Annotated in this window: 32 protein-coding genes; 28 read left to right on the forward strand and 4 right to left on the reverse strand. The window is 48.2% G+C overall.

Going from position 1 to position 23,865, the window contains the following annotated elements; translation table 11 throughout:
• Positions 1-185 precede the first annotated feature (185 nt).
• The 19 genes from Q8J68_RS14365 to Q8J68_RS14455 all read left to right on the forward strand — a co-directional run bounded on the left by Q8J68_RS14365 (position 186) and on the right by Q8J68_RS14455 (position 12,534).
• Positions 186-776, forward strand: a complete 591-nt coding sequence (locus Q8J68_RS14365; protein WP_305312194.1) for a 50S ribosomal protein L15e — start codon at positions 186-188, stop codon at positions 774-776.
• On the forward strand, positions 773-1,225 hold the full coding sequence (locus Q8J68_RS14370; protein WP_305312195.1) for an RNA-binding protein: 453 nt from the start codon (positions 773-775) through the stop codon (positions 1,223-1,225). The genes Q8J68_RS14365 and Q8J68_RS14370 overlap by 4 nt, the downstream gene beginning before the upstream one ends.
• On the forward strand, positions 1,218-1,955 hold the full coding sequence (rnp3, locus tag Q8J68_RS14375; protein WP_305312196.1) for a ribonuclease P protein component 3: 738 nt from the start codon (positions 1,218-1,220) through the stop codon (positions 1,953-1,955). The genes Q8J68_RS14370 and rnp3 overlap by 8 nt, the downstream gene beginning before the upstream one ends.
• Entirely contained in the window at positions 1,955-2,329 is a 375-nt protein-coding gene (locus Q8J68_RS14380; RefSeq protein WP_305312197.1) for an Rpp14/Pop5 family protein, read from the forward strand. The genes rnp3 and Q8J68_RS14380 overlap by 1 nt, the downstream gene beginning before the upstream one ends.
• A 70-nt stretch (positions 2,330-2,399) precedes the next feature.
• Positions 2,400-3,188 (forward strand): archaeal proteasome endopeptidase complex subunit alpha, encoded by a 789-nt coding sequence (gene psmA / locus Q8J68_RS14385; RefSeq protein WP_305312198.1) that lies wholly within the window; start codon positions 2,400-2,402, stop codon positions 3,186-3,188.
• A 37-nt stretch (positions 3,189-3,225) separates the two neighbouring features.
• Positions 3,226-3,918 (forward strand): ribosome assembly factor SBDS, encoded by a 693-nt coding sequence (locus tag Q8J68_RS14390; RefSeq protein WP_305312199.1) that lies wholly within the window; start codon positions 3,226-3,228, stop codon positions 3,916-3,918.
• A gap of 9 nt (positions 3,919-3,927) precedes the next feature.
• Complete coding sequence (gene rrp4, locus Q8J68_RS14395; protein WP_305312200.1) at positions 3,928-4,731, forward strand: exosome complex RNA-binding protein Rrp4; 804 nt, start codon at positions 3,928-3,930, stop codon at positions 4,729-4,731.
• Between the two features lie 58 nt (positions 4,732-4,789).
• Positions 4,790-5,830 (forward strand): exosome complex exonuclease Rrp41, encoded by a 1,041-nt coding sequence (rrp41, locus tag Q8J68_RS14400; protein WP_305312201.1) that lies wholly within the window; start codon positions 4,790-4,792, stop codon positions 5,828-5,830.
• A gap of 4 nt (positions 5,831-5,834) precedes the next feature.
• Positions 5,835-6,602, forward strand: coding sequence for an exosome complex protein Rrp42 (gene rrp42, locus Q8J68_RS14405; protein WP_015054634.1), 768 nt, complete (start codon positions 5,835-5,837; stop codon positions 6,600-6,602).
• A gap of 48 nt (positions 6,603-6,650) precedes the next feature.
• Complete coding sequence (locus tag Q8J68_RS14410) at positions 6,651-6,938, forward strand: 50S ribosomal protein L37ae (RefSeq protein ID WP_015054635.1); 288 nt, start codon at positions 6,651-6,653, stop codon at positions 6,936-6,938.
• Positions 6,939-6,947: 9 nt separating this feature from the next.
• Positions 6,948-7,085, forward strand: coding sequence for a DNA-directed RNA polymerase subunit P (locus Q8J68_RS14415; protein ID WP_015054636.1), 138 nt, complete (start codon positions 6,948-6,950; stop codon positions 7,083-7,085).
• Positions 7,086-7,091: 6 nt separating this feature from the next.
• Complete coding sequence (locus Q8J68_RS14420) at positions 7,092-7,559, forward strand: rRNA maturation protein (RefSeq protein WP_305312202.1); 468 nt, start codon at positions 7,092-7,094, stop codon at positions 7,557-7,559.
• A gap of 56 nt (positions 7,560-7,615) precedes the next feature.
• Positions 7,616-7,804, forward strand: coding sequence for a KEOPS complex subunit Pcc1 (locus tag Q8J68_RS14425; protein WP_305312223.1), 189 nt, complete (start codon positions 7,616-7,618; stop codon positions 7,802-7,804).
• 109 nt (positions 7,805-7,913) lie between these two features.
• Positions 7,914-8,267, forward strand: coding sequence for a prefoldin subunit beta (locus Q8J68_RS14430; RefSeq protein WP_305312203.1), 354 nt, complete (start codon positions 7,914-7,916; stop codon positions 8,265-8,267).
• Between the two features lie 56 nt (positions 8,268-8,323).
• On the forward strand, positions 8,324-9,316 hold the full coding sequence (locus Q8J68_RS14435) for a bifunctional oligoribonuclease/PAP phosphatase NrnA (RefSeq protein ID WP_305312204.1): 993 nt from the start codon (positions 8,324-8,326) through the stop codon (positions 9,314-9,316).
• Between the two features lie 18 nt (positions 9,317-9,334).
• A complete protein-coding gene (locus Q8J68_RS14440) occupies positions 9,335-10,639 on the forward strand; it encodes a phenylacetate--CoA ligase family protein (protein WP_305312205.1) in 1,305 nt (434 codons plus the stop codon).
• 41 nt (positions 10,640-10,680) lie between these two features.
• Complete coding sequence (locus Q8J68_RS14445) at positions 10,681-11,118, forward strand: ACT domain-containing protein (RefSeq protein ID WP_305312206.1); 438 nt, start codon at positions 10,681-10,683, stop codon at positions 11,116-11,118.
• Between the two features lie 74 nt (positions 11,119-11,192).
• Positions 11,193-11,540, forward strand: a complete 348-nt coding sequence (locus Q8J68_RS14450) for a DUF2103 domain-containing protein (protein WP_048147197.1) — start codon at positions 11,193-11,195, stop codon at positions 11,538-11,540.
• Positions 11,541-11,556: 16 nt separating this feature from the next.
• Positions 11,557-12,534 carry a methanogenesis marker 12 protein gene (locus tag Q8J68_RS14455; protein WP_305312207.1) on the forward strand — a complete coding sequence of 326 codons (978 nt, stop codon included), beginning with the start codon at positions 11,557-11,559 and terminating at the stop codon, positions 12,532-12,534.
• 63 nt (positions 12,535-12,597) lie between these two features.
• Here Q8J68_RS14455 and Q8J68_RS14460 read toward each other — a convergent pair whose 3' ends face one another.
• Both Q8J68_RS14460 and mmp11 read right to left on the reverse strand, forming a co-directional pair.
• A complete protein-coding gene (locus Q8J68_RS14460; protein WP_305312208.1) occupies positions 12,598-14,130 on the reverse strand; it encodes a thiamine pyrophosphate-dependent enzyme in 1,533 nt (510 codons plus the stop codon).
• A 10-nt stretch (positions 14,131-14,140) separates the two neighbouring features.
• On the reverse strand, positions 14,141-15,061 hold the full coding sequence (mmp11, locus tag Q8J68_RS14465; RefSeq protein WP_305312209.1) for a methanogenesis marker protein 11: 921 nt from the start codon (positions 15,059-15,061) through the stop codon (positions 14,141-14,143).
• Between the two features lie 55 nt (positions 15,062-15,116).
• On the opposite strand from mmp11, the gene Q8J68_RS14470 reads away from it, so the two are divergent.
• The 4 genes from Q8J68_RS14470 to Q8J68_RS14485 all read left to right on the forward strand — a co-directional run bounded on the left by Q8J68_RS14470 (position 15,117) and on the right by Q8J68_RS14485 (position 16,799).
• Positions 15,117-15,218 carry a PEF-CTERM sorting domain-containing protein gene (locus Q8J68_RS14470; protein WP_305312210.1) on the forward strand — a complete coding sequence of 34 codons (102 nt, stop codon included), beginning with the start codon at positions 15,117-15,119 and terminating at the stop codon, positions 15,216-15,218.
• A 229-nt stretch (positions 15,219-15,447) separates the two neighbouring features.
• Positions 15,448-15,678, forward strand: coding sequence for a type II toxin-antitoxin system HicB family antitoxin (locus Q8J68_RS14475; RefSeq protein WP_305312211.1), 231 nt, complete (start codon positions 15,448-15,450; stop codon positions 15,676-15,678).
• Positions 15,675-15,908: a type II toxin-antitoxin system HicA family toxin gene (locus tag Q8J68_RS14480; protein ID WP_305312212.1), complete on the forward strand. Its 234-nt coding sequence runs from the start codon at positions 15,675-15,677 to the stop codon at positions 15,906-15,908. Before Q8J68_RS14475 ends, Q8J68_RS14480 begins: the two co-directional genes overlap by 4 nt.
• Before the next feature lie 345 nt (positions 15,909-16,253).
• Positions 16,254-16,799 carry a hypothetical protein gene (locus Q8J68_RS14485; RefSeq protein WP_305312213.1) on the forward strand — a complete coding sequence of 182 codons (546 nt, stop codon included), beginning with the start codon at positions 16,254-16,256 and terminating at the stop codon, positions 16,797-16,799.
• Between the two features lie 235 nt (positions 16,800-17,034).
• On the opposite strand, the gene radC is transcribed toward Q8J68_RS14485, so the two are convergent.
• Positions 17,035-17,724 (reverse strand): DNA repair protein RadC, encoded by a 690-nt coding sequence (radC, locus tag Q8J68_RS14490; RefSeq protein WP_305312214.1) that lies wholly within the window; start codon positions 17,722-17,724, stop codon positions 17,035-17,037.
• Positions 17,725-17,853: 129 nt separating this feature from the next.
• Here radC and Q8J68_RS14495 point away from each other — a divergent pair, with 129 nt between their 5' ends.
• A complete protein-coding gene (locus tag Q8J68_RS14495; protein ID WP_305312215.1) occupies positions 17,854-18,693 on the forward strand; it encodes a molybdopterin synthase in 840 nt (279 codons plus the stop codon).
• 60 nt (positions 18,694-18,753) lie between these two features.
• Here the strand turns inward: Q8J68_RS14495 and Q8J68_RS14500 are convergent, their stop codons facing one another.
• Positions 18,754-19,164, reverse strand: a complete 411-nt coding sequence (locus Q8J68_RS14500) for an ArsR family transcriptional regulator (protein WP_305312216.1) — start codon at positions 19,162-19,164, stop codon at positions 18,754-18,756.
• 169 nt (positions 19,165-19,333) lie between these two features.
• Here Q8J68_RS14500 and groES point away from each other — a divergent pair, with 169 nt between their 5' ends.
• The 4 genes from groES to Q8J68_RS14520 form a co-directional block, all read left to right on the forward strand.
• Positions 19,334-19,609, forward strand: coding sequence for a co-chaperone GroES (groES, locus tag Q8J68_RS14505; protein WP_305312217.1), 276 nt, complete (start codon positions 19,334-19,336; stop codon positions 19,607-19,609).
• A gap of 45 nt (positions 19,610-19,654) precedes the next feature.
• Positions 19,655-21,262, forward strand: a complete 1,608-nt coding sequence (gene groL / locus Q8J68_RS14510; protein WP_305312218.1) for a chaperonin GroEL — start codon at positions 19,655-19,657, stop codon at positions 21,260-21,262.
• 243 nt (positions 21,263-21,505) lie between these two features.
• Positions 21,506-22,732 carry a DEAD/DEAH box helicase gene (locus Q8J68_RS14515; RefSeq protein ID WP_305312219.1) on the forward strand — a complete coding sequence of 409 codons (1,227 nt, stop codon included), beginning with the start codon at positions 21,506-21,508 and terminating at the stop codon, positions 22,730-22,732.
• Positions 22,733-22,888: 156 nt separating this feature from the next.
• The coding region (locus Q8J68_RS14520; RefSeq protein WP_305312220.1) for a Clp protease N-terminal domain-containing protein at positions 22,889-23,865 on the forward strand (977 nt) is incomplete at its 3' end.

The raw sequence follows: 23,865 nt of genomic DNA on the forward strand, positions 1-23,865 counted from the left end.
CCTATTTAACATTGTTCTGATTATCCTTTTTTCTTTAACGAAGCATGCCAGCTTATTCTTCTGCAAGAAAGTTTATATCATATCAGGTGGGTACTAGTCCTGTTTCATTGTCGGGATATGTCCCGTGGGAATGTGGCCTTTGAAGCTGAACCGTGAAACAAATAAATGAAACAAGGTGAATATATTTGTCCAAATCATTTTACAGCTATATAAGAGATGCATGGAAGGACCCTGACGCCACTTACGTCAGTGGGCTCAGATGGGAAAGGCTTCAGGAATGGAGGAAAGAGGGCTCTGTCACAAAGGTACGACGCCCCACCCGTATCGACCGCGCACGCTCCCTTGGTTACAAGGCAAAGCAGGGCATAGTAGTTGCCCGTGTACAGGTGCGCAGGGGAAGCCTCAGGAAATCCAGGTATGTGCGCGGAAGACGTACCCATAACATGGGTAAGAATAAGATAACTGCCGGAAAGAGCATCCAGAGGATTGCTGAAGAGCGTGCAGGCAGGAAGTTCCCGAACATGGAGGTACTGAACTCCTACTGGGTAGGCGAAGACGGTAAGCTCAAGTGGTACGAAGTCATTCTCGTAGACCCAAATCACCCTGTTATCAAGAGTGACAGCAACCTTAACTGGATATGCAACAACACCCACAAGGGACGTGCCCCGCGCGGCAAGACCAGTGCAGGCCGCAAGGGCAGAGGTATGATGACCCGTGGCAATGGTACCGAGAAGACCAGGCCAAGCATAAGGTCACACCAGAACAGGGGCAAGTGATCCATTATATTGACTTGCGTGCGATAGCGTATTCCACTGAAGATCCGGCCAGGGTCCGCAAGGCCCTGGATTTCTTTTTACTGCCTTTTCCTGAAGGGGAAAGCCGCAATACCGATGATATTGTGGAAGTAATTGATGCTGAAGGCCATTATGGCAATCACATGACCATCTTCAGTGCGCATATCCCGCGCAAACAGGACCTGAAAGCATTGGCCGTTTTTATCAGGCAGCATATGTCTCCTGATGATGTCATACTACTGAAGAGCGAGATGCCGGATCGTCTTGATGATGATCAGGTATTCCATCTAAGACTTGACAAGCAGGCAGCTTTTGAGGGAGAGGTAAAACTGACATCTTCATCGGATGCTATAACTGTCAGGGTCAAAATAGAGACTTACCCCAAGAACAGGCAGAAAGCCGGCGTGATCGTGGAGGATCTGTTTGGCTGATCCCGGCTTCTACGACATGAATGTCCACTGTGTTCATGAAAGTGGCAATACTCTTGAAGAGATCGTTGCCGTGGCCAGGCGGCTCGGGTATAATGGCATAGCCATCACAAATCCTGATACTGTCAAGCAGGTGGTTCCATCTGCCATTCTGGATGGGTTTGAGGTCATTAGCGGGGTCGAGATAAGGACTGACAACGCTTCAAAGTTGCATGGTATCGTCAGCAAGTATCGGGACCGGGTTGATATCCTCGTAGTCTCCGGAGGCAGTGAGAGCATTAACAGGGCAGCAGTGGAGAATCCCGGTGTGGACTTGCTGGTAAACCTCAATATTGCACAGGATAATGGCTTCAACCAGGTGCTTGCAAAAGCAGCCGGTGAGAACCGTGTGGCTATTTGCTTTGACATAGGGGACCTCATCCACCTCAGGGGTGGCAGCAGGGTGCAGGCACTGATCAACTACAGGAAGAACCTGCAGCTTATAAGGAAATATGATGTCCCTTTTATTCTATCAAGCAATGCACGATCATGTTTTGACATGCGTGCTCCCAGGGAAATGGCTGCACTTGCTGCATTGTTTGGAATGTCTGCGAAAGAGTCAATGGCTGGACTCACAACAATCCCGCATTCTATTATAGCAAGGAACCGTCCTCCTGTGGGGTATATAAGCGAGGGTGTACAATTGGTCTACAAGGATGCAGATTCCGGAAGCATAGGCGAGGGTGACTGCTGATGAAGCTCCTGCCCCCTACGCTACGTGCAAGGACCCGCTATCTGGCCATCGAGGTCATCTCGCAGCAACCTGTAAGAAGAGAAGACCTGATAAGGGAGTTGTTCTCCTCAGCAGGTTCTTTGCTTGGTGATGTTGGCTCAAGTGAGTGTGCCATCCGGCTGCTTGCTTTTGAGGATTCAAAAGGGGTGGTTCGCTGCTCTTATGACCGGACAGGCAATGTACGCGCTGTGCTTGCATCCATTACTGATGTGAAAGGTACAAAAGTCATCCTCCATGTTCTCGGAGTATCGGGAACTGTTATGGGGGCAACAAAAAAGTATTTAGCGGGTGTGGATGTATTTAACCCGAAGGAACAGTCACATATAAATGAGTAGAATACATATTTCAAGTAGAAACTAGAAGTTACTGTTACTATTTTAAGTTAATAGAGGAGATGAGATTAATATGCAAATGACACCACAGATGGGTTACGATCGTGCCATTACTGTTTTTAGTCCGGATGGACGTCTTTTCCAGGTAGAGTATGCGAGAGAGGCCGTCAAGAGGGGTACGACTGCAGCCGGTGTAAAAGCAAACGACGGGGTAGTGTTGCTTGTTGACAAGAGGATCACAAGCAGGCTGATAGAAGCGGAATCAATAGAGAAGATCTTCCAGATCGATAATCATATTGGTGCTGCCACCTCAGGCCTGGTTGCAGATGCCCGGGCACTCGTGGACAGGGCAAGGGTCGAGTCCCAGATAAACCGTGTATCCTATGATGAACCAATAGGTGTGGAGGTATTATCCAAGAAGATATGCGACCACAAGCAGTCCTACACCCAGTATGGCGGTGTACGCCCCTATGGTACAGCCCTTCTTATTGCAGGTGTCGACGATTCCAGGCCACGCCTGTTCGAAACAGACCCAAGCGGAGCGTTGCTTGAATACAAGGCAACTGCCATTGGTGCTGGTAGGAACACATTTATGGAGATCTTTGAGGCAGACTACAGGGACGACATGGATATGGACGCAGCTGTTATGCTCGGAATGAAGGCGCTTTACAGGTCCACTGAAGGGAAAGTAGATGCTGCAACGCTTGAAGTAGGTCTTGTCACACTCAAGGACAGACAGTTCAGAAAGCTTACCGAGGAAGAGGTCGGAGCATACGTGCAGAGGATTCGTGATGAACTGAAGGATGACTCCAAGGACGAAGGCGAGAAAGCCGGAGACCAGGGAGAAGGGAAAACCGAGTAATCTGAAAAAGTATACTAAGTGACCGGAGTGAACAAATATGGTATCTCTTGATGAATCTGTGATAGCAAGGCTTAAGAAAGGCAAGCACCAGTTCGAAGTGTTTGTAGATCCTGATACTGCACTTGCATTTAGAAGGGGCGAAAAGATCAATATCGATGATATAGTTGCTGTTGAATCTGTTTTCTCTGATGCTAATCAAGGGGACCATATATCCGAATCCGATCTTGAGAGTGCTTTTGGTACTACTGATGTAATGGAAATAGCCAGGAATATAATCCTTCATGGTGAACTTCAGCTTACCAAGGAACAACGCAAGCACATGCTTGAAGATAAGACCCGGCAGATAGTCACTTTCATTGTGCAGAATGCCATCAATCCCCAGACGATGACGCCTCATCCCCGCAACAGGATCGAGAAAGCTATGGAAGAGGCAAAGGTCCATATCGATCTTTACAAAAGTGTGGAGGAGCAGGTCAACATTGTGATGAAGGCCATCCGTCCGATAATACCTATAAGGTTTGAGGAGATCAACATTGCAGTGAAGGTCCCGGCAGAATATGCCGCAAAGTCCTATGGAGAAATTTCAAAGTTTGGCGTTCTTGTGAAGAATGAATGGCAGGGCGATGGTTCCTGGGTTGCTGTCATAAAGATGCCGGCAGGGATGCAGAATGATTTCTACGGACTGGTAAACCACCTGACAAAAGGGGACGCCGAAACAAAAATTCTATGAGGATATATAATGGAACGTGAAATTGTAATACCTGGCCAGCTTTTGTCAGAGAATACGGCTGATGCAGGGTCCGGCACTTATGTAAGGGATGGTAAGGTCTATTCTCTTCTTTATGGTGTCAGAAATGCCAAGAACCGGATATCCGTGATTCCTTTTTCCGGGAAGTATATACCTACGTCTAAGGACTTTGTCATTGGCACTGTAATTGATGTAACACCATCAAACTGGATATTCAACATAGGTTCGCCATACGATGGCTTGCTGCATGCTTCGGAATACCCCAGGCGCGTGGACTCTTCCCAGATGGCTGCGATAATGGATGTCGGAGATTCCGCACTTTTGCGCGTGCAGGACGTGAGTCCTGCCATGAAGGTCGAACTGTCCATGCGGGAGAGGGGATTGCGTCCACTTAAGGTAGGGCGTCTGATAGAGTTTGTCCCTGCAAAGGTCCCAAGAGTGATAGGGCATGGCGGATCGATGGTTTCCATGCTTAAGAAGGAAACCAATTGTGAGATATTCGTAGGCCAGAACGGAAGAGTATGGATCAACGGAAAAGACCACGATATGGATCTTCTTGATAATGCGATCCGGATGATCATGCAGCAGTCCCATATGGACGGGCTGACCGACAGGATATACCAATTCCTGAAGAGTGAAAAAGAAAATGAGAAAGGCATAGTTTCTGCAGATAACGGCTCTGTTGAAGGCCCTGTTGAAGCGAATTCTTCGGATGAGGCAAAAGAAGATCAAGGCGAGATCTCCGAGGATACTTACAGAAAAGTAGATGCGCTTCTTGAAGAAACGGATGAATGATCCAGGCAGTCTTCTGTAAAATGTGACCGGCCTATAGCGTGAATATTGGAGAATTAGTATGAGTGATAAACCTGAAAAGTTCATTGATGAGAATGGTTTACGCCTCGATGGCAGGCAGATCAATGAGATAAGGCAGATGAAAATAAAGATCGGCGTGCTTTCCAGAGCGGATGGCTCCTGTTATCTTGAATGGGGTAATAACAAGATCCTGGTGGCAGTTTATGGTCCCCGGGAGCTTCATCCCAGGAGGCTGCAGAAGGCTGACTCCGCCCTTATCAGATATCGATACAACATGGCGGCTTTCTCGGTTGAGGACCGCATACGTCCGGGCCCCAGCAGAAGGAGTATTGAAATATCAAAGGTTAGCCGGGAAGCCTTCGAACCCGTCATAATGACACATCTGTATCCTGGTGCGGTAATTGATGTTTTTGCAGAGGTGCTTCAGGCGGATGCCGGCACAAGGACCGCTGCGATCAACGCTGCTTCCATAGCGCTTGCTGACGCAGGGATTCCCATGAAAAGTCTTGTATCCGCGTGTGCTGTCGGTAAAGTGGACGGCCAGCTTGTACTTGACCTGAACAAGGCAGAGGACAACTACGGCCAGGCAGATCTTCCGGTAGCAATGACACAGGACGGCGAGATAACTCTGCTTCAGATGGATGGAAACCTGACCCCGGAAGAATTCAAAAGAGCGCTGGAGATGTGTAAGGAAGGCTGCAGGCAGATAATGGAGATGCAGAAAGAAGCCCTCAGGAACAAGTTTGCAGATGACCATCTGCCAATAGAAGTGCCCGACGAAATCGTCGAAACCCTCGATGTAGCAGCCACTCTTGAAGACGTGGTCGAGGAAAATGAGGGAGATGAAGTAGAAGTTGATGACTCCTCAGAAGAGACTGTTGAGGAAGATCCAGAATTGGAATCAGAGGTGGAAGTGGAAACAGGGGATGCAGATGAGTACGCTGCAGAAGAACCTGAAGAAGCAGATGCTGATGATGATATTCTGGAAGTGGAGGAAGAGTCTGTTGATCTCATAGACGGGGAAGCAGGCGATGAGGATGAAGGGGTAGCCAACGAGGGAAGTGAAACTCGTGAGCAATGAAATAATGTCTGTGTTGAAAAAGGATTATATCTACAACCTGATGCTTAAGGGAAAACGTGTCGATGACCGTTCATTCGATCAGGTTAGGGATATCGCACTGGAAACAAATGTTATAGATAAAGCAGAAGGTTCTGCCTGGGTGAAATATGGCGAGACTGAAGTTCTTGTAGGTGTAAAAGTGCAGGCCGGCGCGCCATTCCCTGATTCTGCAGGAGAAGGGGTCATTATAACCAGTCTGGAACTGAATCCTCTGGCTTCTCCGGAGTTTGAGGCAGGACCTCCAAAAGAGGGCGCCATTGAGATGGCCCGTGTGACGGACAGGGGCATTCGTGAATCAGGCGCAATTGATTTAAGCAAGTTATGTATTACGAAGGGAGAAGAGGTATGGATCATCTTTATCGATATCCATGTTCTCAACGATGCTGGCAATATCCAGGACGCTTCCTCACTCGGCGCAATTGCGGCTCTCATGACTACGACTATCCCTGCTGAACGCAATGGGAAAGGAGAGGATATGGCGATGCCTATGAGAGATACGCCTCTGGCAATCACATTGGTGAACATCGGTGGCTCTCTGATGGTCGATCCCGGAAGGGACGAGGAAACAGTCTGTGACACAAAGATCACTATCGTCTCAAACCAGGATGGTTCAATATCCGGTATGCAGAAAAGCGGTGATGGAGCGTTGACAGAGGAACAGGCACTCAAGGCTGTAGAGATGGCATGTGAAAAGGCAGCTGAGCTGCGTAAAGTTCATCTGTCAAATATCTAATGTTCACACTTCAACTTAACTCATATTTAACTCAAGGAGATTAGACTCATGGCAAAAAAATATACTAAGAAAGGGCGCGTGACCAGATCCGCAGGCAGGTTTGGTGTACGATACGGTAGAAAGGACCGCAAGTTAGTTGCGGATATTGAAGAGAAGATGCGTATGCCTCATGTATGTGTAAGGTGTGCGCGTCCGACTGTAAGCAGGGTTTGCACAGGTATATGGAAATGCTCCAAATGTGACTATACATTTGCCGGCGGTACCTACATACCACAGACCAGCGTTGGGAAAACCGTTTCACGCCTTGTCAGGAAAGCCACTGAACAATTAGCTTAAAAGGTTAACATGGATTACAAGTGTACGCGCTGCAAACGAAATGTTGAGATCGACTACGAATATACCGGCATCCGCTGCCCCTACTGTGGGCACAGGATACTTGTAAAAGAGCGACCGACAACTATCAAGCGCATCAAAGCAGAGTAGAAGTAGATGCTAATCACTTCTTCTCGTAAACCTTCCGCCAGTACGCGTACTTTATGTAAGGTTCTGGCGGCTTTTTTTGGCAGTGATTACTTTAACCGTGGTAAGATGGGCATGGTGGAGGTCCTTGAGAGTTCTCACGGCTCTCCGCTTCTTATCGTAGGAGAGTACCATGGGAATCCCGGCAATGTAAGCATATATGATCCGGAAGGGTTTTGTGCACTTTCAGCCCATATTACTCTGGTAGCATCGTCCACTCCTTATACACGTTTTCGTAGTGCAGTGCCGGTTGTAGTTGGAGAGGGAAGCCTCGCATCAGCTTTATCAGGTATGCTGATGCTGGATAACGTAAAAGTGTCTCCGGGCTCTCTGGCAGTCATAGTGTCAGAAGATAAGATGGATTTCATCGAAAATGATGCCCTGCTTTTCACACTGAAGGTCAGGAGCTACCGGATATATGAAGGTGATTCTCCCTGAGACTGGTTGCTGAATCAGTATTTGAAACCGCTGATGCTTATGAGATCTTCAGGTCCCTGGAACCGGAGCTTGAAACTCCTGTTACAGAAAGGTCCCGGATAGATTTAAGGGCTGAGGGGTCCTGCCTGTACCTGAGCATACAGGCAGATGATATTGTCTCTATGCGTTCATCACTGAACACCTGGTTGCGGCTGGTACAGGTTGCTTACGACGTGGTTTCAGTGAAGGACCCAGTCCATTCTTAAGCTCTTTACCCTTTAATTAAAAAACGAATTAGCGTGCCTGTTTTTTTAGAGGTATCGTATAGAAACATTAAAATCACTTTAGGTTTATTGGTATGCCAGGTGAAACCAAATGAGTACGCAAATACCCCCACAGATACAGAATCAGCTGGCGCAGTTGCAACAAGTCCAGCAGCAGGCACAATCGCTTGCAATGCAGAAGGCACAGATGGAATCTCTGCAGAACGAATCTCAGATGGCGCTTGAAGAGCTTGAGAAACTCTCAGACGATGCTGTAATTTACAGGACGGTCGGGGAACTTCAGATCAAGACTGGCAAACAGGAAACACTTGTCCAGCTTAAAGATAAAGTGGAAACACTCTCCCTGAGACTTCAGTCTATCTCCAGGCAGGAAGAACGTATCTCTAAACGTTTTACGCAACTTCAGGAACAACTTGAACAATCCATGGGGAAACAGGCACAATAAGCCCTATTCCCTGCTGGCGTAACCCGGATCAATCTTAGTGATGATCAGAGGTGTTCATGCAAGTTGAAGAACTGGAGTTTTACAACAGGCTTCTGGATTACCAGAATATTCTCTATTTGTGTCATCGTAATGCCGATCCAGATGCAGTGAGCAGTGCTTTTGCTCTTTCGGAGGCAATAGGCGGGACTATAGGGCTTGTGGATGGCTGCAACAGGGTTGCTTCTCTTTTGATAGACAGACTAAAAATCAAGGTAGTGGAAAAGCCGGATCCTTCTGAGTATGATATCACGCTTGTGGTGGACACATCCACCATTTCCCAGCTGAATGATATCAAACTGGGCAAGTATTGCGTTATCGATCATCATGCTACTACTGCACTCATCGAGAATGCTGACTTTTACCTGCACAGACACGCTACATCCACAGCCGAGATGGTGTTTGGCATCCTTAAAATAATGGGGGCGCCCATCATGCGCAGAACCGCTCTGGGCCTGATAACTGGTATTATTACTGACACGGGCCATTTCAAGCATGCGACCTCCGAAACTTTCGGAACGGTGTCTGAGATCGTAGCTACAAGCGGAGTGGAATATGCAGAAGTCCTTGAGATGATGGCCACAACCCCGCAGGATATATCGATGCGCATAGCTATGCTCAAGTGTGCCACAAGAGCTAATATTGAACGTGTGGATGACTGGCTGATAGTCGATTCACACGTGAACTCTTTTGGAGGGGCAGCCTCCTCAATGTTCCTTAACATAGGGGCTGATGTTGCCCTTATAGGCACTTCAAGGGAAAATAACGTAAGGGTCAGTGGAAGAGCTAAACGTGAGGCAGTGAGTGCCGGTATCAACCTTGGGAAAATAATGGAGGATATCAGCGTCAATTACCCGGGTACAGGAGGCGGTCACGCGGGTGCTGCCGGGATAGATGTCGTTGCTGATATGGGTATCATTGTTGAAGAATGCAAAAGCAGGATACGGGATATACTTAAAGGAAAATCCAATCCCTCCATATGTCCCGCTGTCCTGCAGGAAGACCATGAGTAAAAATGAAATGGCGATAGAATGAAAGAGTACTGGAACCCCTGGATTGAAAGAATGCCTGTTTCCGAGCTGGAAAAGATACAGGAGAAAAAGTTAAGCGACCTGGTGAACTACGTTTACCGGCATTCAGTCTTTTACAGGAAACGCTTTGATGAAGCGGGCGTAAGACCGGGCGACATCAAGACCCTGAAAGACCTGAAAAAACTCCCCTTCACCTACAAGAGCGACCTGAGGGACACTTATCCCACGGGCATGTTCTGTGTGCCTAACGAACAGCTTGTACGCTTCCATGTATCTTCCGGGACAACAGGAAAGCCAACTGTTGTCGGCTACACTCAGAACGACATTGATGTGTGGACCACTTCCCTTGCAAGGGCGATGACCTCTATTGGTGTGGGAAGGGGCGATATAGTGCAGGTAGGCTATGGATACGGCCTTTTCACAGGCGGCCTTGGAGCCCATTACGGCGCAGAGGAAGTAGGAGCAACCGTGCTCCCTGTCAGCTCGGGCAACACTGAAAGGCAGATCGAGCTGATGCAGGACCTGGGATCGACAGTTATAGCCTGTACTCCATCGTATTTCCTGTTCATGAACGAGGTATCCAACACCGCGGGTGTCAGCATAAAGAATGATACTAATATGCGTGTTGGCATCTTCGGTGCAGAGCCCTGGACCGAGGAAATGAGAAAGAGGATCGAGGAGTCCACAGGGATAAAGGCCTATGACATATACGGTACCTCGGAGCTCAGCGGCCCCCTCTTTACCGAGTGCATGTACCAGGACGGTATACATATTTGGGCAGATCAGTTCCTTATAGAGGTCATAGACCCTGCCACAGGTGAGCAGTTACCTGATGGAGAACGCGGGGAGCTTGTCATCACGACGCTTGCAAAGGAAGCCATGCCTCTTATCAGGTACCGGATAGGTGACATCACCGTCATCAACAGGGAAGAATGCAAGTGTGGAAGGACACATCCGCGTATAATGCGCGTACTGGGCCGCGTCGATGACATGCTTATCATCATGGGAATTAACGTGTTCCCGGGACAGATAGAGGCTGTGCTCATGAAGATCCCTCAAGTTGGGGAGCATTTCATGATCGTGGTGGACCGGGTCAATGAACTTGATGTAATGAAGGTCCAGATAGAGATGACCGATGAGGCTTTCAGTGACAAGGTCAATGATATCATGGCCCTCGAATCGAAAGTGTCCTCCTCTCTGAAGCATGTGCTCAATATTGCTGTAAAGGTCGAGCTTGTGGAGAAAGGCAGCCTTCCGCGCTCCATGGGTAAGGCAAAGAGAGTTATCGACAACAGGAAATTATAAGCTGAGTAACGACATAATCTTGATTTGTAATAGGTGGTTCAATGGAAGATAAGATCATAAAGCAAATTTCCCTGTTCGCTGAGAACAAACCGGGCCGTCTTGCAAATATCGCAAGTAACTTTCGCAAATCCGGGATCAATATAAGGGCGTTCACAATAGCAGAAGCAGGAGATTTCGGCATCATCAGAATGGTTGTTGACAGGCCGGACGATGCCCATGAAGTGCTTCATAGTGCCGGCTTCACGGTATCTGAGACCAATGTCCTGGGCATTGAGATGGAAGATGTTCCCGGAGGGCTTGGAAAGATAGCTGACGTGCTGGGCGAGAAGAACATTAACATCGACTACGCGTATGCTTTTGTTACAAAGACAGAGAAGGCATTGCTCATCCTGAGAGTCAATGATATCGAGGGAGCTATCCTTGTCCTTCAGGGAGAAGGCATCAAGCTCATAGATATGGCGGATATCCAGCAGATCTGATCTGCGCATATCCCTCCCTTTTTTGTGCTCAGTGACCACCATCATTTTATATTTCTTACTGTTATTTCCTTCAAATGAATGCCGGTATGCCTGCGGGTCCAGTAGATAAGCCTAAAAGCAAACTTGGAGGCTCCCACACTACTATCATAGGGGAGCGTCAGGGAAAGAAACTTGTGGCTTTGATAAGCCGACACCCTGAGATCAAGAAAATAATCCCTTCAGTGATAACTGTAAAGGGCAAAGCGCCTTCAGGCGGTGTCATTACCGGTAAGATTCAGCGTCCTGATGAACGGGGGAATCTGAGGATGCTCATATCCTATGGTACCTCCTTTCAGGAGTTGCGTATCGTCACCACCGTGGGCAACTTGCTGGAGGGTGAGCGCATAATGAATGAACTGAACGCAATGCTCAGGGACGAATAATCTAGAGGTTCTTATCATGTTTATCGGAGTAGATCATGGCACAACTGCAATGCGTTTTGCATCGAACGGCACGGGAAATGCCCAAGTGATCAGGCTGGAAGTTCCAAGGCAGGACATCGCTGTGATGAGTGAAACACAAGTGATATCCTTGATAGAGGAAAACTTTGGTGTGAAGAGCAATGAGATCAAAATGATTGCTGTTACTTATTCTATGGGCGACAGCATCACATCCATTGAGAATATCCGTCATGTGCAGAACCGTGGTGTCAGAAGTCTTGAAGGTGCAGGCAAGAAGACCGGGGGAGGCAGCCGCGTGTTCGATGCCATACGGAATTCTGGTATCACTGCTGTCGTCATACCTGGGATACATGATAAAAGCCTTACTGATCCCCGCCTTAACGTCTTCTCCCATTCAACAAGCCCCGAGAAAATAGGCATCGCCTATCATGCTTTCTGCATGGGCTTTGACAATTTCGTCCTATCGGACATAAGTTCCAATACTGTCACCCTTGGAGTTGCAGGTGGCAAGGTCATCGGGGCTATAGATGCATGTATCTTCGCTCCGGGTCTTATCCATGGCCCTCTTGATGTGCAGGCGCTGAGAGATGTGGATGCCGGCAGGATCACTGCCAATGATGCTTTCACCAGAGCAGGCGTACTCAGGCACACTCCTTTCTCAGATCGGCACGAACTGTTAAAAGCAGCACTTAAAGGCGACTCTGAAGCTCTTCTGGCGCTGGATACGATAGCTCTGTTCGCAGCCATGGAAGTCTCCTGTATGCAGATCCTTTTGAAGGACTATGGTGCTGTAGGAGAGGTGGTCCTGGAAGGCTCAGTTGGTGAGGTTCCCCGTGTGGTTGAAAAGATAAATGCTCATCTGGGGATAAAATGCCATGTGCTTGACAGATGGAGCGCTGCCATAGGATGCGCTGAGATCGCACGCGACATTGCCGGTGGCTCTGATAACATATTAGGGATCCCGGTGAATTTCTGAACTGCATCGGTTGATTTATGTGGGATATTTGAAACATCACACCTTGATACTGAACACTGAAGTTTAGAATCTCACACACTTACATTTAACATATATCGCGCAAACGCCCTTGACCTGCATCTTGTTATTGATCATCCTTTCCAGTTCCTTTGAGGCTGCATTTTCTCCCAGTTCCTTGACGCTTGTATCTATGTCAAATGTCTCAAGTTCAGGGACAAGTGCACGGACAGCTTCTTTAATGTCAGGTGTCGGCTGTCCTCCTGTCATGGCTGCGACATCATTCTGAAGCACCAGGACAAGAACATCTGACCCGTGAGCCACTGCGTTTATCAGTCCCACAATTCCGGAATGCGCAAGCCCGAAATCTCCGATGACTGCAATTCCCTTCTTAGTGAAACCGCAGGCTGTGGAGATTGCTCCTCCAAGTGAGAAACCGGTGTCAACGGCTCCCAGGGGCTGTGGGGCCGTGCGTATGGAACATCCCATGTCCCCTGCAACCATTACGTCAAGCCTGCGCAGTATATTGTAAAGGGGCATGTAAGGACAATCGCTGCATATCGGCTTTGGCCCTCTTTCCGCTATTGTCTGGATGGATGTATATTCCTTTACGTGCACTCTGTCCAGATTCTCCAGTGCAAACCCGATGTGTTCCCTGTCCACAAACCCGTATGGAAGATGCCCTGTCTCCTTTCCTGACACATTGCCAAGTATCCTGATGTGGGATTCTATGAAAGGCTCGCTTTCCTCTGCAACAAGGATATTTTCGTGCTTCTTCACAAAATCTGTTACCAGCTTATAGGGAAAAGGTGATACTACGCCAAGCGCGAGATGTGAAACATCTGCCCACCTCTCGTCTTCTGACAGGAAGTCATCAACGATTGCAGATGGGGTGCCGGAAGATATGATCCCTATGGGCCCTCTGACAGATACTCTGTTCAGGTGGCCCTTTTCTGCCTCATCGCTGAGGAGTGGGTAAGACTCCAGATGGAATCGCTGGTGTTTGCCGTGCATTGTGAGCTTCCACATGGACGGGTCAAAGAGCTTTACCTGGCTGCCGGAAGAGCGGGCCATTCTCCGGATACTGCCTTCGCTTTTCTCAAGCCTGTCCGTGACCCTGACTATTACGGGTGTGCTTGCCTGCTCTGATATCTCAAAGGCCCGGGTAAGACAATCATAGGCACTTTCAGGGCCAGACGGGTCAAACACTGCAACTTCGGCTATCTTCCCGTACCATCTGGAGTCCTGCTCGTTCTGGGACCCCAAAGCTGCGGGGTCATCACCGGCAAGGATGACCACACCGGCACCAATTGTGTGCGTGACTGCTGTTATAAGGGGGTCCGCCAGGAGGTTCATCCCAACATGCTTGACGAGCACGAGTGACCTGCAACCGGAGACTGATGCTCCAAGTGCGGTTTCCATTGCCGATTTCTCGCTGGTGAACCATTGAAAATCGTAAGTGTTATCATTTTCCTGTATGAACTTCTCAGCAACAGCAGTAATTGGGAAACCTGCTACAGCAGTTATTCGCTTTACATCACTGTCGATTGATGCAAAATACAGCGCATAGAGTCCGGTAGTATGTATTGTGTTCTGCATGTTGTCCCTGTTACTTGTTCATATCAATTTTGGTGTCTGGGCGGACAGACTCATCGGGCCGGGCAAACCATGCCAGTGCAGCCAGTGCACCGATGATGCCGTTGCCATCTATCCAAACCTCAACATCATGCTCCTTTGCATACCGGAGGGCGTATTTCCTGCTGAGCTCGCCGCAGCGGCATTTCGTGCTGTACTCCTGAACTCCGGTGGCATCGAAATCAGAAAGCACTACCATGCCCGTATCCTTTGAGACGCTGTATTTTATGAGTGCTGTCCTGATGCTCTGCAGCAATTCTTCCTTCGCAGCAGCGCTGACACAGGCGAATTCCAGCACCGTGGAAACGCAGTTCTGGGTCCTGGCGGCCACCGGGAAGAGTTGCACAAGGGAGTGTGACAGGTATATGGATTCCACGCAGTCAAGTTCTTTTGCAATATTATGGGTCAGGGTCCAGGTGGCTCCCTTTTCCTTGGTGTCGGTGTCATCTATGCCGATGATGACCCTCTCCCTTCTGGGTACTATAATGATACCCTTTGCGGCACGTCCTCCGCCGGATTCGGTGCACTCGTAGCGCAGAACTCCCTCGGCAAGGGCTCTGCATTTGGTTGCACCGACCCCTCCTCCGCCAAGTCCTGCATAAGTTATGGATACTTCGTCGCCTTCAACAAGCACTGACTCGATGCCTGCCGCGAACCTGGAAGCCTTGAGTTCAAGATGTGATGTGCCTGTCTTCACAAGGTACCGTATCATGTTCCCGATGGACCTCGTGTCCAGGATCAGGGGTGAGTGTGAGTAATGGAACTTCGACCATGCGGCACCACCGTAGCAGTTGGTATGCTCGATAATCTCCGCATATTCATTGTTTTTGTCGCATACAGCATATATCCCTTTATACGGAATAGTGTATGGATCTTTAAGCTCTATCTCTTTCATTTGCGTGTTAATTGCCGGTCAATAGTTTAAATGTTTTGTTTGTGGCTCGAGTGTAATGCCGGAATTCCCGGACAACGGCAAAATACCGGAATTTCCGACAATAGTCCTTCCCATGCTCACAATCATCGGGCTGGCACTGATATTCAGGAGAAAGTGAAGTCTTCCATTTTTTTTTTTCTCTTTTTTCTTTTTGATGCGCGGCATGTGATCCTGGGTGCGCTTTTTATGTCTGGAAAATGGCGTTGATTTGTTAGTATTCGGTACGGAGGCGAAGGAATGCGCCGCATTTGGCGGGTGATTGTATTGATTATGTTTTTAAATCCTCATATATCCGGGGCTGGATAAGAGTATTTATATAGGGAACCGACAAAATCAATGTGATTTAAATGAAGCATCGAGTGCTGAATTTTACTGTCCTGATCGAACAGGATGAAGACGGCGTATACGTGGCAAAGGTCCCGGACATCCCCGGTTGCTATACACAGGGCAAAACTGTGGAACAGGCTATGGAGAGGATAGTAGAGGCTATCAAGGTCTGCATCGAGTCGGATGATGAGATGGATGCCTTCGTGCCGATGAAGTTCGTTGGGCTGCAACAGGTCGAGGTAAAGGTATGAGCAGGCTTCTCCCGGTCACCGGGAGACAGATGTGCACGATCCTTGAATTATCGGGCTTTGTTAAAGTCCACCAGGTTGGCAGTCATGTCAGGTATGTTCATCCAGATGGCAGAAGGACCGTAGTGCCGGTACATGGTAACGAAGAGCTGGGCATAGGTCTGCTAAAAGAGATCATGAAGCAAGTGAAGATATCACGCGATTCATACGGGGAACTGAGGCGGCAGGTCTGAGACTGTGAGAAGGGAATTTACTGGCATTGCAGTAAAAATAATATTTCAGCTTGAAGAATAGTGCGTGGACTTCACAAGCATAGTCTTTTGCATAAATCTTTTGTGATATGTTCCTTGCTCTTTTGATAGTTCCGGAAGATCATCGTGGAACCTGTGTGGAAGTGGCTGCTGGAATAAGGGAATTGGGTGTCAGCAGTTTAACTGTTCTGTTCGTAATGCATATCTAAAACCGTCCGTCCTGTTCTATCTCTCTATTATATATTTTAGGTCGCATAAAACAAATAGAAATCTTTAAAAATTACTTCGGACTATACATTATAACGGTACGATCAAATTTAATTTTTGGTGGTACAAAGATATGAAAATGCACACACACACAAATATAATAAGTCCTCCGGGACGGCACGCTTTTCTATATTGTGGATAGTCGTATTGGCATCAGTTTTCCTTATTCTTGCCGCAAGCCCGGCAGCAGCAGCACCATACGCATATCCAACAGAAAAATCAATCTATCCAATTGACGATAAATATCTGATAGACGATGACTCAACATCAATAAAACTTGGATCTGAATTCGAGCAAATGGTAGGAGTAAGAATAGCTGGTGGTGAACCAAGTAACAGTCATATTCTATTTGAAGTTGATCTTATAACATCATCAGATACTCCAATAGACTATCTATTTAATGATATAGAAAAACTACCACTAGGAAAATATGAGATTCAATTAAATCTAAATGATCCTCTTCGTGGAGAACCATTATGGTATGAAGTTAATGAAATAACAGTAGCAGATTTGGATAATAACGGAGCAATACCCGAGTTCCCGACAATCGCACTTCCCATGCTGGCAATCATCTGGCTGGCATTGATATTCAGGAGAAAGGAGTGATCTGACTCACTCTTTTCTTTTTTATTGCTGCGCTCTTTTTTTTGGGAATCGCCGGTTATGATCGGCAAAAATGATTGAAATCATCGATTATGATCGATACTTTTCAAGTAATGGCTGCATATGGTGCAATAAGTATGTCCATTACAAATGGAGATTTTAAACCAATAATCTCCAATTAAAGAAGGTATTAGATCAGGGAGCTATACCTCTGACCAATCCATGTCATCTTACAAACTTACTTCACATACCCCTCGTCCTTCAGGCTCACGTACCTCCCTTCACCGATAACAACATGATCCAGCACATCGATGCCAAGCAGTTTGCCGCCCTCTATGAGTTTTTCGGTCACGGCGATGTCCTCCCTGCTGGGTGTGGGGTCGCCGGAGGGGTGGTTATGTGAGAGTATGACCGAGGCGCATGACTCCATGAGGGCGGCCTTGAATACTTCCCGGGGATGAACGATGTTAGCGTTCAGGCTGCCGATGGAAATGACCTCCTCCCGAAGCACCTGGTTCTTCGTGTCAAGGAGCAGGGCTACAAGTCGTTCTCTTTTCTGCTCCCTCATTTTCGGATAGAGCAGCGAGTACACATCTGCAGGGGACCTTATCTTGCGCTTGGGCTCATCGGTGAATCCTTCCAGTTTGCGGGCAAGCTCGAACACGGCAGCTATCTGTGCTGCCTTGGCGGTGCCGATGCCGTGGATCTCCGTGAGCTTGCTTATGTTTGCCTGGCTCAGCTGTTTGATACTGTACTCTGAAAATATGCGGCTGCAGAGGTTGACAATGTTCTCTTTCTGCGTGCCTGTTCTCAGGATGATTGCCAGCAGCTCTGCGTTTGAAAGTGCTTCCGGGCCGTATTTAAGCAACCGTTCCCGGGGTCTTTCGTCCTCGGGCATGTCGCGGATACATATCTTGTACTGGTTCATGGGAAGCAGGAGAATTTTCCTGTTTATAAATTTTTCTAAATTGATTTATTATAAATTAATATAGGCCTAAAATAGTTTAAAAATGCATTTCGTCGTGTACTTATATTATAAATGCTCATTATCTTTCCCATGAAAGTCATTTGTGTGTCAGGCTACAAGAACACAGGCAAGACGACGCTTGTCACCCGCCTTGTAGAGGCGCTATCAAAAAAGGGCCAGGTGGGCACAGTCAAACTGATGTTCCATCATCGCTTCAACCCTGCAAACACCGATACGGGAAAACACTTCGATGCAGGCGCAGGTGCTGTTGCTGCGATCACGGACTCCGAGCTTGTGACAATAAAGCGCGATCCTACATTGGAAAAGGCCCTTGACTCGCTGGCTGACAGTGGTATGGACTTCGCTGTTGTCGAAGGTGCAAAGACCAGCTCCTTCCCCAAGATCGTCCTCGGGGATGCGGCTCAGAGTAAGGATATTGAGAACGTAGTTGCAAGTCTCCCTGAGAAGTCCGACTGGGACATTGAAAGCCTTGTGAAGCTTGTCCAGGAGCAGGAAGACTGGGTAACTCTGGGTTCTCTTGTTAGGAAAATAAAGAGTAATCCTGATATCAGATTCTCAGGTGGTATCGCAACCTTTACGGGTATTGTCCGCGAAGTAACAGGTAAGACTCATACACAGGCCCTGGAGTTTGAAAAATACTCCGATGTCGCAGAGAGTGCCATGGAGAGGATATGCACCGAGATGAAACAAAACGAGGGTGTGATCGATATCCTCATGCACCACAGGACCGGTCTTATAAAAGCCGGTGAGGATATTGTTTACATTGTTGTTGCGGCAGGTCACCGGAAAGAGCTTTTCGTGACTCTGGTGGATGCTCTGGAGCGCCTGAAAGAAGAAGTCCCCATATGGAAAAAGGAGCTTACGCTGGAAGGTGATTTCTGGGTTCATGACAAAAACAGCGAGGAGTGAATCAGGGGAATGGACACTAGTGAAAGGCAGGTATGTTTCTGCTCCTGTCTGATCACTCATTTATCTGTTTTTAAGCCCCATCTGCCTGTCGATCTCTTCTGCTATTTCCTCAAGTTCATCAAATATTCTGTCGGAATCCTTTCTCATTTCCCGGACTGCGGCTTTCAGGCTGCCACCTCTTAGACAGAGTGCCCTTCTCTCCCTGTACAAAAGCCCGGCGCTTATAAGGTTCCTTACATGGTGGTTAATTCTTGAGGGTGTGACCTCCAGGTCCTCGGCTATCTTTTCGGATGATACTCGCTCTTCGTTTGTAGCGAGTTGCTTTAACAAGTCTATCACGATCTGCGTGGCGATGTTTTCAGTATCCCTGCCGGAAGATAACCCGAAACTGTTGCATAACCAGTTTATATCATGCTCGAGTTTTTTCTCTCGTGGTTTTTCAAGATTAATGAGTATGATCTGTTGTGGCATAAATTTGATTATCTTTCTAAGGGATTATATACTTTTCTGTATTTCATCGAAATCATATCTACAAAAAAGAAATAAAATGCATTCTAGTAAAAAGATTTAAGTATGAGTTTTGTTATATTGTGTGTTGTAATCCGGATGTTGCCGGAATAACTCTGGAGGATAATTAACTATGATAATCAGACCAATCGGAGAACGAGTATTAATCAAAGCTATCAAGAAAGCGGAAGTTACAGAAAGCGGCATCTACATTCCCGATTCTGCCCAAGAAGAGAAAAAAGAGGGCATAGTGGTCGGAGTAGGTACTTTTGAGGATGGCAAGGCGCTCCCGCTCAAAGTGGGGGACCATGTTATCTACGGTGGGTACAAGAGCGATGAGATTGATTTCAACGGTGAATCACACATGTTCATCGATTTCAAGGACTTATTGGCAGTAGTTGAGGAGTGAAACTGCTGTATTTATAAATAATATAGTTAGCACAGAGGTAATCGCATGGCTAAACAGATAATGTTTGATGAGGATGCGCGCAAAGCGCTGTTAAACGGTGTGAACAAGGTTGCTAATACCGTTAAGATCACGCTTGGCCCAAAAGGCAGGAACGTTGTGCTAGACAAGGCCGGAAGCCCTGTTGTCACCAACGATGGTGTAACTATTGCCAAGGAAATCGAGCTTATCGACAAGTTCGAGAACATGGGTGCCAAGCTCATTAAGGAAGTAGCTTCCAAGACCCAGGACACCACAGGGGACGGGACCACTACTGCTACACTGCTTGCACAGGCAATGATAACCGAGGGCTTAAGGAACATCACCTCAGGTGCCAATCCTATTGATGTCAAGAGGGGCATTGAGAAAGCCACCGAGAAGGTTGTCGCCCATCTTAAGGAGAAGAGCAGGGAGGTCAAGGACAAGAGCAAGATACTGCAGGTAGCTACCATATCAGCCAACAATGATGAACAGATAGGTTCTCTGATAGCCGACGCAATGGATAAGGTCGGTTACAATGGTGTGATAACTGTTGAGAACTCCAAGACCATGGAAACCTCTCTGGAGGTAGTGGAAGGTATGCAGTTTGACCGTGGCTTTGTTTCTCCTTACATGGCAACTGACCATGAGAAGATGACCTGTGAGTTCGAGGACCCTTACATCCTGATAACTGACAGGAAGATCAGCACCATGAACCAGATCATCCCGGTACTCGAGAAGGTTGCAAAAGAAGGCAGGCCGCTCGTCATGATCGCCCAGGATGTCGAAGGTGATGCACAGGCTGCACTCATCCTTAACATAGTCCGCGGCTCCCTGAGGGTGTGCGCTGTCAAGGCACCGGGCTTTGGGGACGAGCAGAAGGAGATGCTGGAGGATATCGCTGTGCTTACTGGCGGTGTGCTCATCAGCGAGGACAAGGGTATGAAACTTGAGGAATTCTCAGAGAATATGCTCGGACACGCCCGCAAGGTCAACATCGACAAGAACAAGACCACGATAGTTGAAGGCAAAGGTGACAGGAAGGGTATCGAGAAGAGGATGGCACTCATCGAGTCCCAGGTCAAGGTCACAGATGCCGAGTTCAAGAAGAAGGAACTCAAGAAGCGTCTTGCCAAACTTGGAGGCGGTGTAGCTGTCATTAAAGTAGGTGCAGCAACTGAAACCGAGGTCAAAGAGAAAAAGATGAGGATAGACGATGCACTCAATGCCACAAAGGCCGCAGTAGAGGAGGGTGTCATTGCAGGCGGTGGTGTAACTCTGTTCCATGCAGTTGTTGCACTTGACGGCATGAGTCTTGAGGGTGACCAGAAGATAGGCCTGAACATTGTCAGACGCTCACTTGAAGAGCCTGTGAGGCAGATCGCTGTCAACGCAGGCCGTGAAGGTGCTGAAGTCGTTGCCAGGATAAGGGCCGAGTCCAACGACCAGTACGGCTACAACGCAAAGACCGACACATTTGAGGACCTCTTTGAGGCAGGAGTCATTGATCCGACCAAGGTTGTAAGGAGCGGACTGCAGAATGCAGCTTCCATTGCAGGCATGGTCCTGACAACAGAAGCCCTTGTGGCGGACTATGATGACGAGAAGGACAAGCATACAGCGGCGATCATAATCTGATCGCTCCTTCTTTATTACGGAGCGGGGAAGTGTTATGCGTGCATTCAATGCAATGCAGAACAGGCCCCTGCTTAATAGTCCCTGTACCGGGGAAGAAACTGGATTCGGGGCTCGATGAGGTAATCAGTGTTGCGGGGAGTCACACTTTCATATACGATGCGCTCTCTCTAGGTCTATCATACTACCAGATATTCATTGGCAAACTTTTGTTTGGCAAACTTTACTACTATCAAGAGGAACAATATGTTATTCAAAGACCTAAATCTTATAGACCCGCTTCAAAGGGCCCTTACTAAAGAAGGCTATATAGCGCCCACTCCTATACAGGTACAGGCTATACCGCAACTGCTTAAAGGCAAAGACCTGATAGGAATCGCCCAGACAGGTACAGGCAAGACTGCCGCCTTTGTGCTGCCTATACTTCAAAAGATGCATGAGAAGCACAAGCATACGACTCCGGGATTTCCCAGAGTGCTTGTGCTTGCACCTACAAGAGAACTTGCTGCACAGATCGGTGATAGTTTTGCCGCATACGGCCATTTCCTGCATTTCAAGCACACAGTCGTATTTGGCGGCGTAAGCCAGGTACCGCAGTTCAAGAGTATCACAAAGGGCGTGGATATATTAGTGGCCACTCCGGGAAGGCTGCTTGACCTGATGGATCAGGGTATTGTCAAGCTCAGCGGTGTAGAGTTCTTTGTTCTGGACGAGGCTGACAGGATGCTTGATATGGGATTCATCAGGGATGTCAACAGGATCGTATCGATGTTGCCTCACAAACGCCAGTCGCTCTTCTTCTCGGCGACCATGTCTCCTCAGATAAGCGAGCTTACCCGGAGGCTTCTGACAGACCCTGTGCGCGTTGAGGTGACACCTCAGGCAACGACAGTGGAGCGTATAGAGCAGAAGGTCTTTTTCGTGGACCAGGAAAATAAGGATGCTCTTCTCTTGAGCCTTCTCCAGCAGGATCACCTCAACTGCGTTCTGGTGTTCACCCGCACAAAGCACAGGGCTAACAAGGTGGCACAAACTCTTAACAAGAACCGTGTGGGTGCTGATGCCATCCACGGTAACAAATCGCAGGCCCATCGCACCAAGGTAATGGAAAGTTTCAGGGCAGGGGAGCTACAGGTGCTGGTAGCGACCGATATAGCAGCTCGAGGAATCGATATCGAGGATATATCTCATGTTATAAATTATGACCTGCCCAATGAGCCTGAGAACTATGTGCATAGAATAGGGCGCACGGCGCGGGCAGGAGCAGAAGGCACAGCATATTCCTTCTGTGCGGCGGATGAACGCAGTTTCCTTCGCAGCATTGAAAAGCTCACAAGGCTGGAAATAGATGTAATGAGGCACCGCTATCATTCACAGCGGGCGCAGGATGCAGTGGGTGAAGAGGCAAAGCCGGCTCCGAGAAAGCCGCGTGCTCCTCCAAGAAGGCCGGGACACAGCACCCACAAACGATAGATTCGACATTATTCGGCCCTCCTCTTATTTTTTTGTGCGGCGGGATTAAGGGCAGGTAGGGAGAACATTTGCTTGACCGGCACCAAGGGATGCCTGGTCCATGCAGATTAAACTATTAAGGGAGAAAACTGCAATACTAATATGGGAGATGATATCATGGATCTGAATCGTTTTACTCAGAAGGCCCAGGAGGCTGTTCAGGATTCAACAACGATTGCTGCGAGATACAGAAACCAGCAGATAGATTGCGAACACCTGTTGCTTGCGATGCTCGAGCAGACGGGGGGACTTGTGCCTACGCTGCTCAAGAATCTGGATGCGGACCTCGACCAGGTGACGCAAAATGTGGAGTTACATCTTGAAGGACTGCCTCGGGTATCGGGTCCTGGTGGCGAGCAGGTCTATATGACACAGACACTGCGGCGTGTGCTTGATTCTGCCTCGCGGGAAGCGGGCAAGATGAAGGACGAGTATGTCAGCGTCGAGCATCTCCTGCTTGCAATAGCCTGTGAGAGCAGCTGTTCGAGCAGTAAAGTGCTTTCCTCTGAGGGCATTACAAGGGACAGGCTTCTCAATGCCATCAAGGATATAAGAGGCAATAGAAGGGTGACATCTGAGAACCCGGAGGGTACCATGGAGCCTTTGAAGAAGTATGGTATTGATTTTACAGAGCTTGCATCCCAGGGAAAGCTCGATCCCGTGATAGGCAGGGACCAGGAAATAAGGCACTCCATAGAAATACTTTCCCGGCGCAGGAAGAACAATCCTGTGCTTATCGGCGAGGCGGGTGTGGGTAAGACCGCTATCGTGGAGGGACTTGCCCAGCGTGTGGCAAAGAGGGATGTGCCCGAGGCTATGAAGGATAAAAAAATCATAGCTCTTGACATGGGCTCACTTGTCGCGGGTGCCAAGTTTCGGGGTGAGTTCGAGGAAAGGCTCAAGGCGGTGCTAAAGGAAGTGTCCGATTCTGAAGGTCAGATAATCCTGTTCATCGATGAGATACACACAATCGTGGGTGCAGGTGCCACGGAGGGTGCAATGGACGCCGGCAACCTGCTAAAACCCATGCTTGCCCGCGGCGAGTTGCATTGTATAGGTGCAACTACCCTGAATGAGTACCGCAAGTACATCGA

Source organism: Methanolobus sp. (assembly GCF_030682845.1).
Taxonomy (GTDB): domain Archaea; phylum Halobacteriota; class Methanosarcinia; order Methanosarcinales; family Methanosarcinaceae; genus Methanolobus.

Excerpts from the sequence above, each read along its gene's own strand:
- Q8J68_RS14380 (WP_305312197.1), top strand. The coding sequence starts at position 1,955 with ATGAAGCTCCTGCCCCCTACGCTACGTGCAAGGACCCGCTATCTGGCC.
- psmA (WP_305312198.1), top strand. The coding sequence starts at position 2,400 with ATGCAAATGACACCACAGATGGGTTACGATCGTGCCATTACTGTTTTT.
- Q8J68_RS14390 (WP_305312199.1), top strand. The coding sequence starts at position 3,226 with ATGGTATCTCTTGATGAATCTGTGATAGCAAGGCTTAAGAAAGGCAAG.
- rrp4 (WP_305312200.1), top strand. The coding sequence starts at position 3,928 with ATGGAACGTGAAATTGTAATACCTGGCCAGCTTTTGTCAGAGAATACG.
- rrp41 (WP_305312201.1), top strand. The coding sequence starts at position 4,790 with ATGAGTGATAAACCTGAAAAGTTCATTGATGAGAATGGTTTACGCCTC.
- rrp42 (WP_015054634.1), top strand. The coding sequence starts at position 5,835 with ATGTCTGTGTTGAAAAAGGATTATATCTACAACCTGATGCTTAAGGGA.
- Q8J68_RS14410 (WP_015054635.1), top strand. The coding sequence starts at position 6,651 with ATGGCAAAAAAATATACTAAGAAAGGGCGCGTGACCAGATCCGCAGGC.
- Q8J68_RS14415 (WP_015054636.1), top strand. The coding sequence starts at position 6,948 with ATGGATTACAAGTGTACGCGCTGCAAACGAAATGTTGAGATCGACTAC.
- Q8J68_RS14420 (WP_305312202.1), top strand. The coding sequence starts at position 7,092 with ATGCTAATCACTTCTTCTCGTAAACCTTCCGCCAGTACGCGTACTTTA.
- Q8J68_RS14430 (WP_305312203.1), top strand. The coding sequence starts at position 7,914 with ATGAGTACGCAAATACCCCCACAGATACAGAATCAGCTGGCGCAGTTG.
- Q8J68_RS14435 (WP_305312204.1), top strand. The coding sequence starts at position 8,324 with ATGCAAGTTGAAGAACTGGAGTTTTACAACAGGCTTCTGGATTACCAG.
- Q8J68_RS14440 (WP_305312205.1), top strand. The coding sequence starts at position 9,335 with ATGAAAGAGTACTGGAACCCCTGGATTGAAAGAATGCCTGTTTCCGAG.
- Q8J68_RS14445 (WP_305312206.1), top strand. The coding sequence starts at position 10,681 with ATGGAAGATAAGATCATAAAGCAAATTTCCCTGTTCGCTGAGAACAAA.
- Q8J68_RS14450 (WP_048147197.1), top strand. The coding sequence starts at position 11,193 with ATGAATGCCGGTATGCCTGCGGGTCCAGTAGATAAGCCTAAAAGCAAA.
- Q8J68_RS14455 (WP_305312207.1), top strand. The coding sequence starts at position 11,557 with ATGTTTATCGGAGTAGATCATGGCACAACTGCAATGCGTTTTGCATCG.
- Q8J68_RS14460 (WP_305312208.1), bottom strand. The coding sequence starts at position 14,130 with ATGCAGAACACAATACATACTACCGGACTCTATGCGCTGTATTTTGCA.
- mmp11 (WP_305312209.1), bottom strand. The coding sequence starts at position 15,061 with ATGAAAGAGATAGAGCTTAAAGATCCATACACTATTCCGTATAAAGGG.
- Q8J68_RS14470 (WP_305312210.1), top strand. The coding sequence starts at position 15,117 with ATGCCGGAATTCCCGGACAACGGCAAAATACCGGAATTTCCGACAATA.
- Q8J68_RS14475 (WP_305312211.1), top strand. The coding sequence starts at position 15,448 with ATGAAGCATCGAGTGCTGAATTTTACTGTCCTGATCGAACAGGATGAA.
- Q8J68_RS14480 (WP_305312212.1), top strand. The coding sequence starts at position 15,675 with ATGAGCAGGCTTCTCCCGGTCACCGGGAGACAGATGTGCACGATCCTT.
- radC (WP_305312214.1), bottom strand. The coding sequence starts at position 17,724 with ATGAACCAGTACAAGATATGTATCCGCGACATGCCCGAGGACGAAAGA.
- Q8J68_RS14495 (WP_305312215.1), top strand. The coding sequence starts at position 17,854 with ATGAAAGTCATTTGTGTGTCAGGCTACAAGAACACAGGCAAGACGACG.
- Q8J68_RS14500 (WP_305312216.1), bottom strand. The coding sequence starts at position 19,164 with ATGCCACAACAGATCATACTCATTAATCTTGAAAAACCACGAGAGAAA.
- groES (WP_305312217.1), top strand. The coding sequence starts at position 19,334 with ATGATAATCAGACCAATCGGAGAACGAGTATTAATCAAAGCTATCAAG.
- groL (WP_305312218.1), top strand. The coding sequence starts at position 19,655 with ATGGCTAAACAGATAATGTTTGATGAGGATGCGCGCAAAGCGCTGTTA.
- Q8J68_RS14515 (WP_305312219.1), top strand. The coding sequence starts at position 21,506 with ATGTTATTCAAAGACCTAAATCTTATAGACCCGCTTCAAAGGGCCCTT.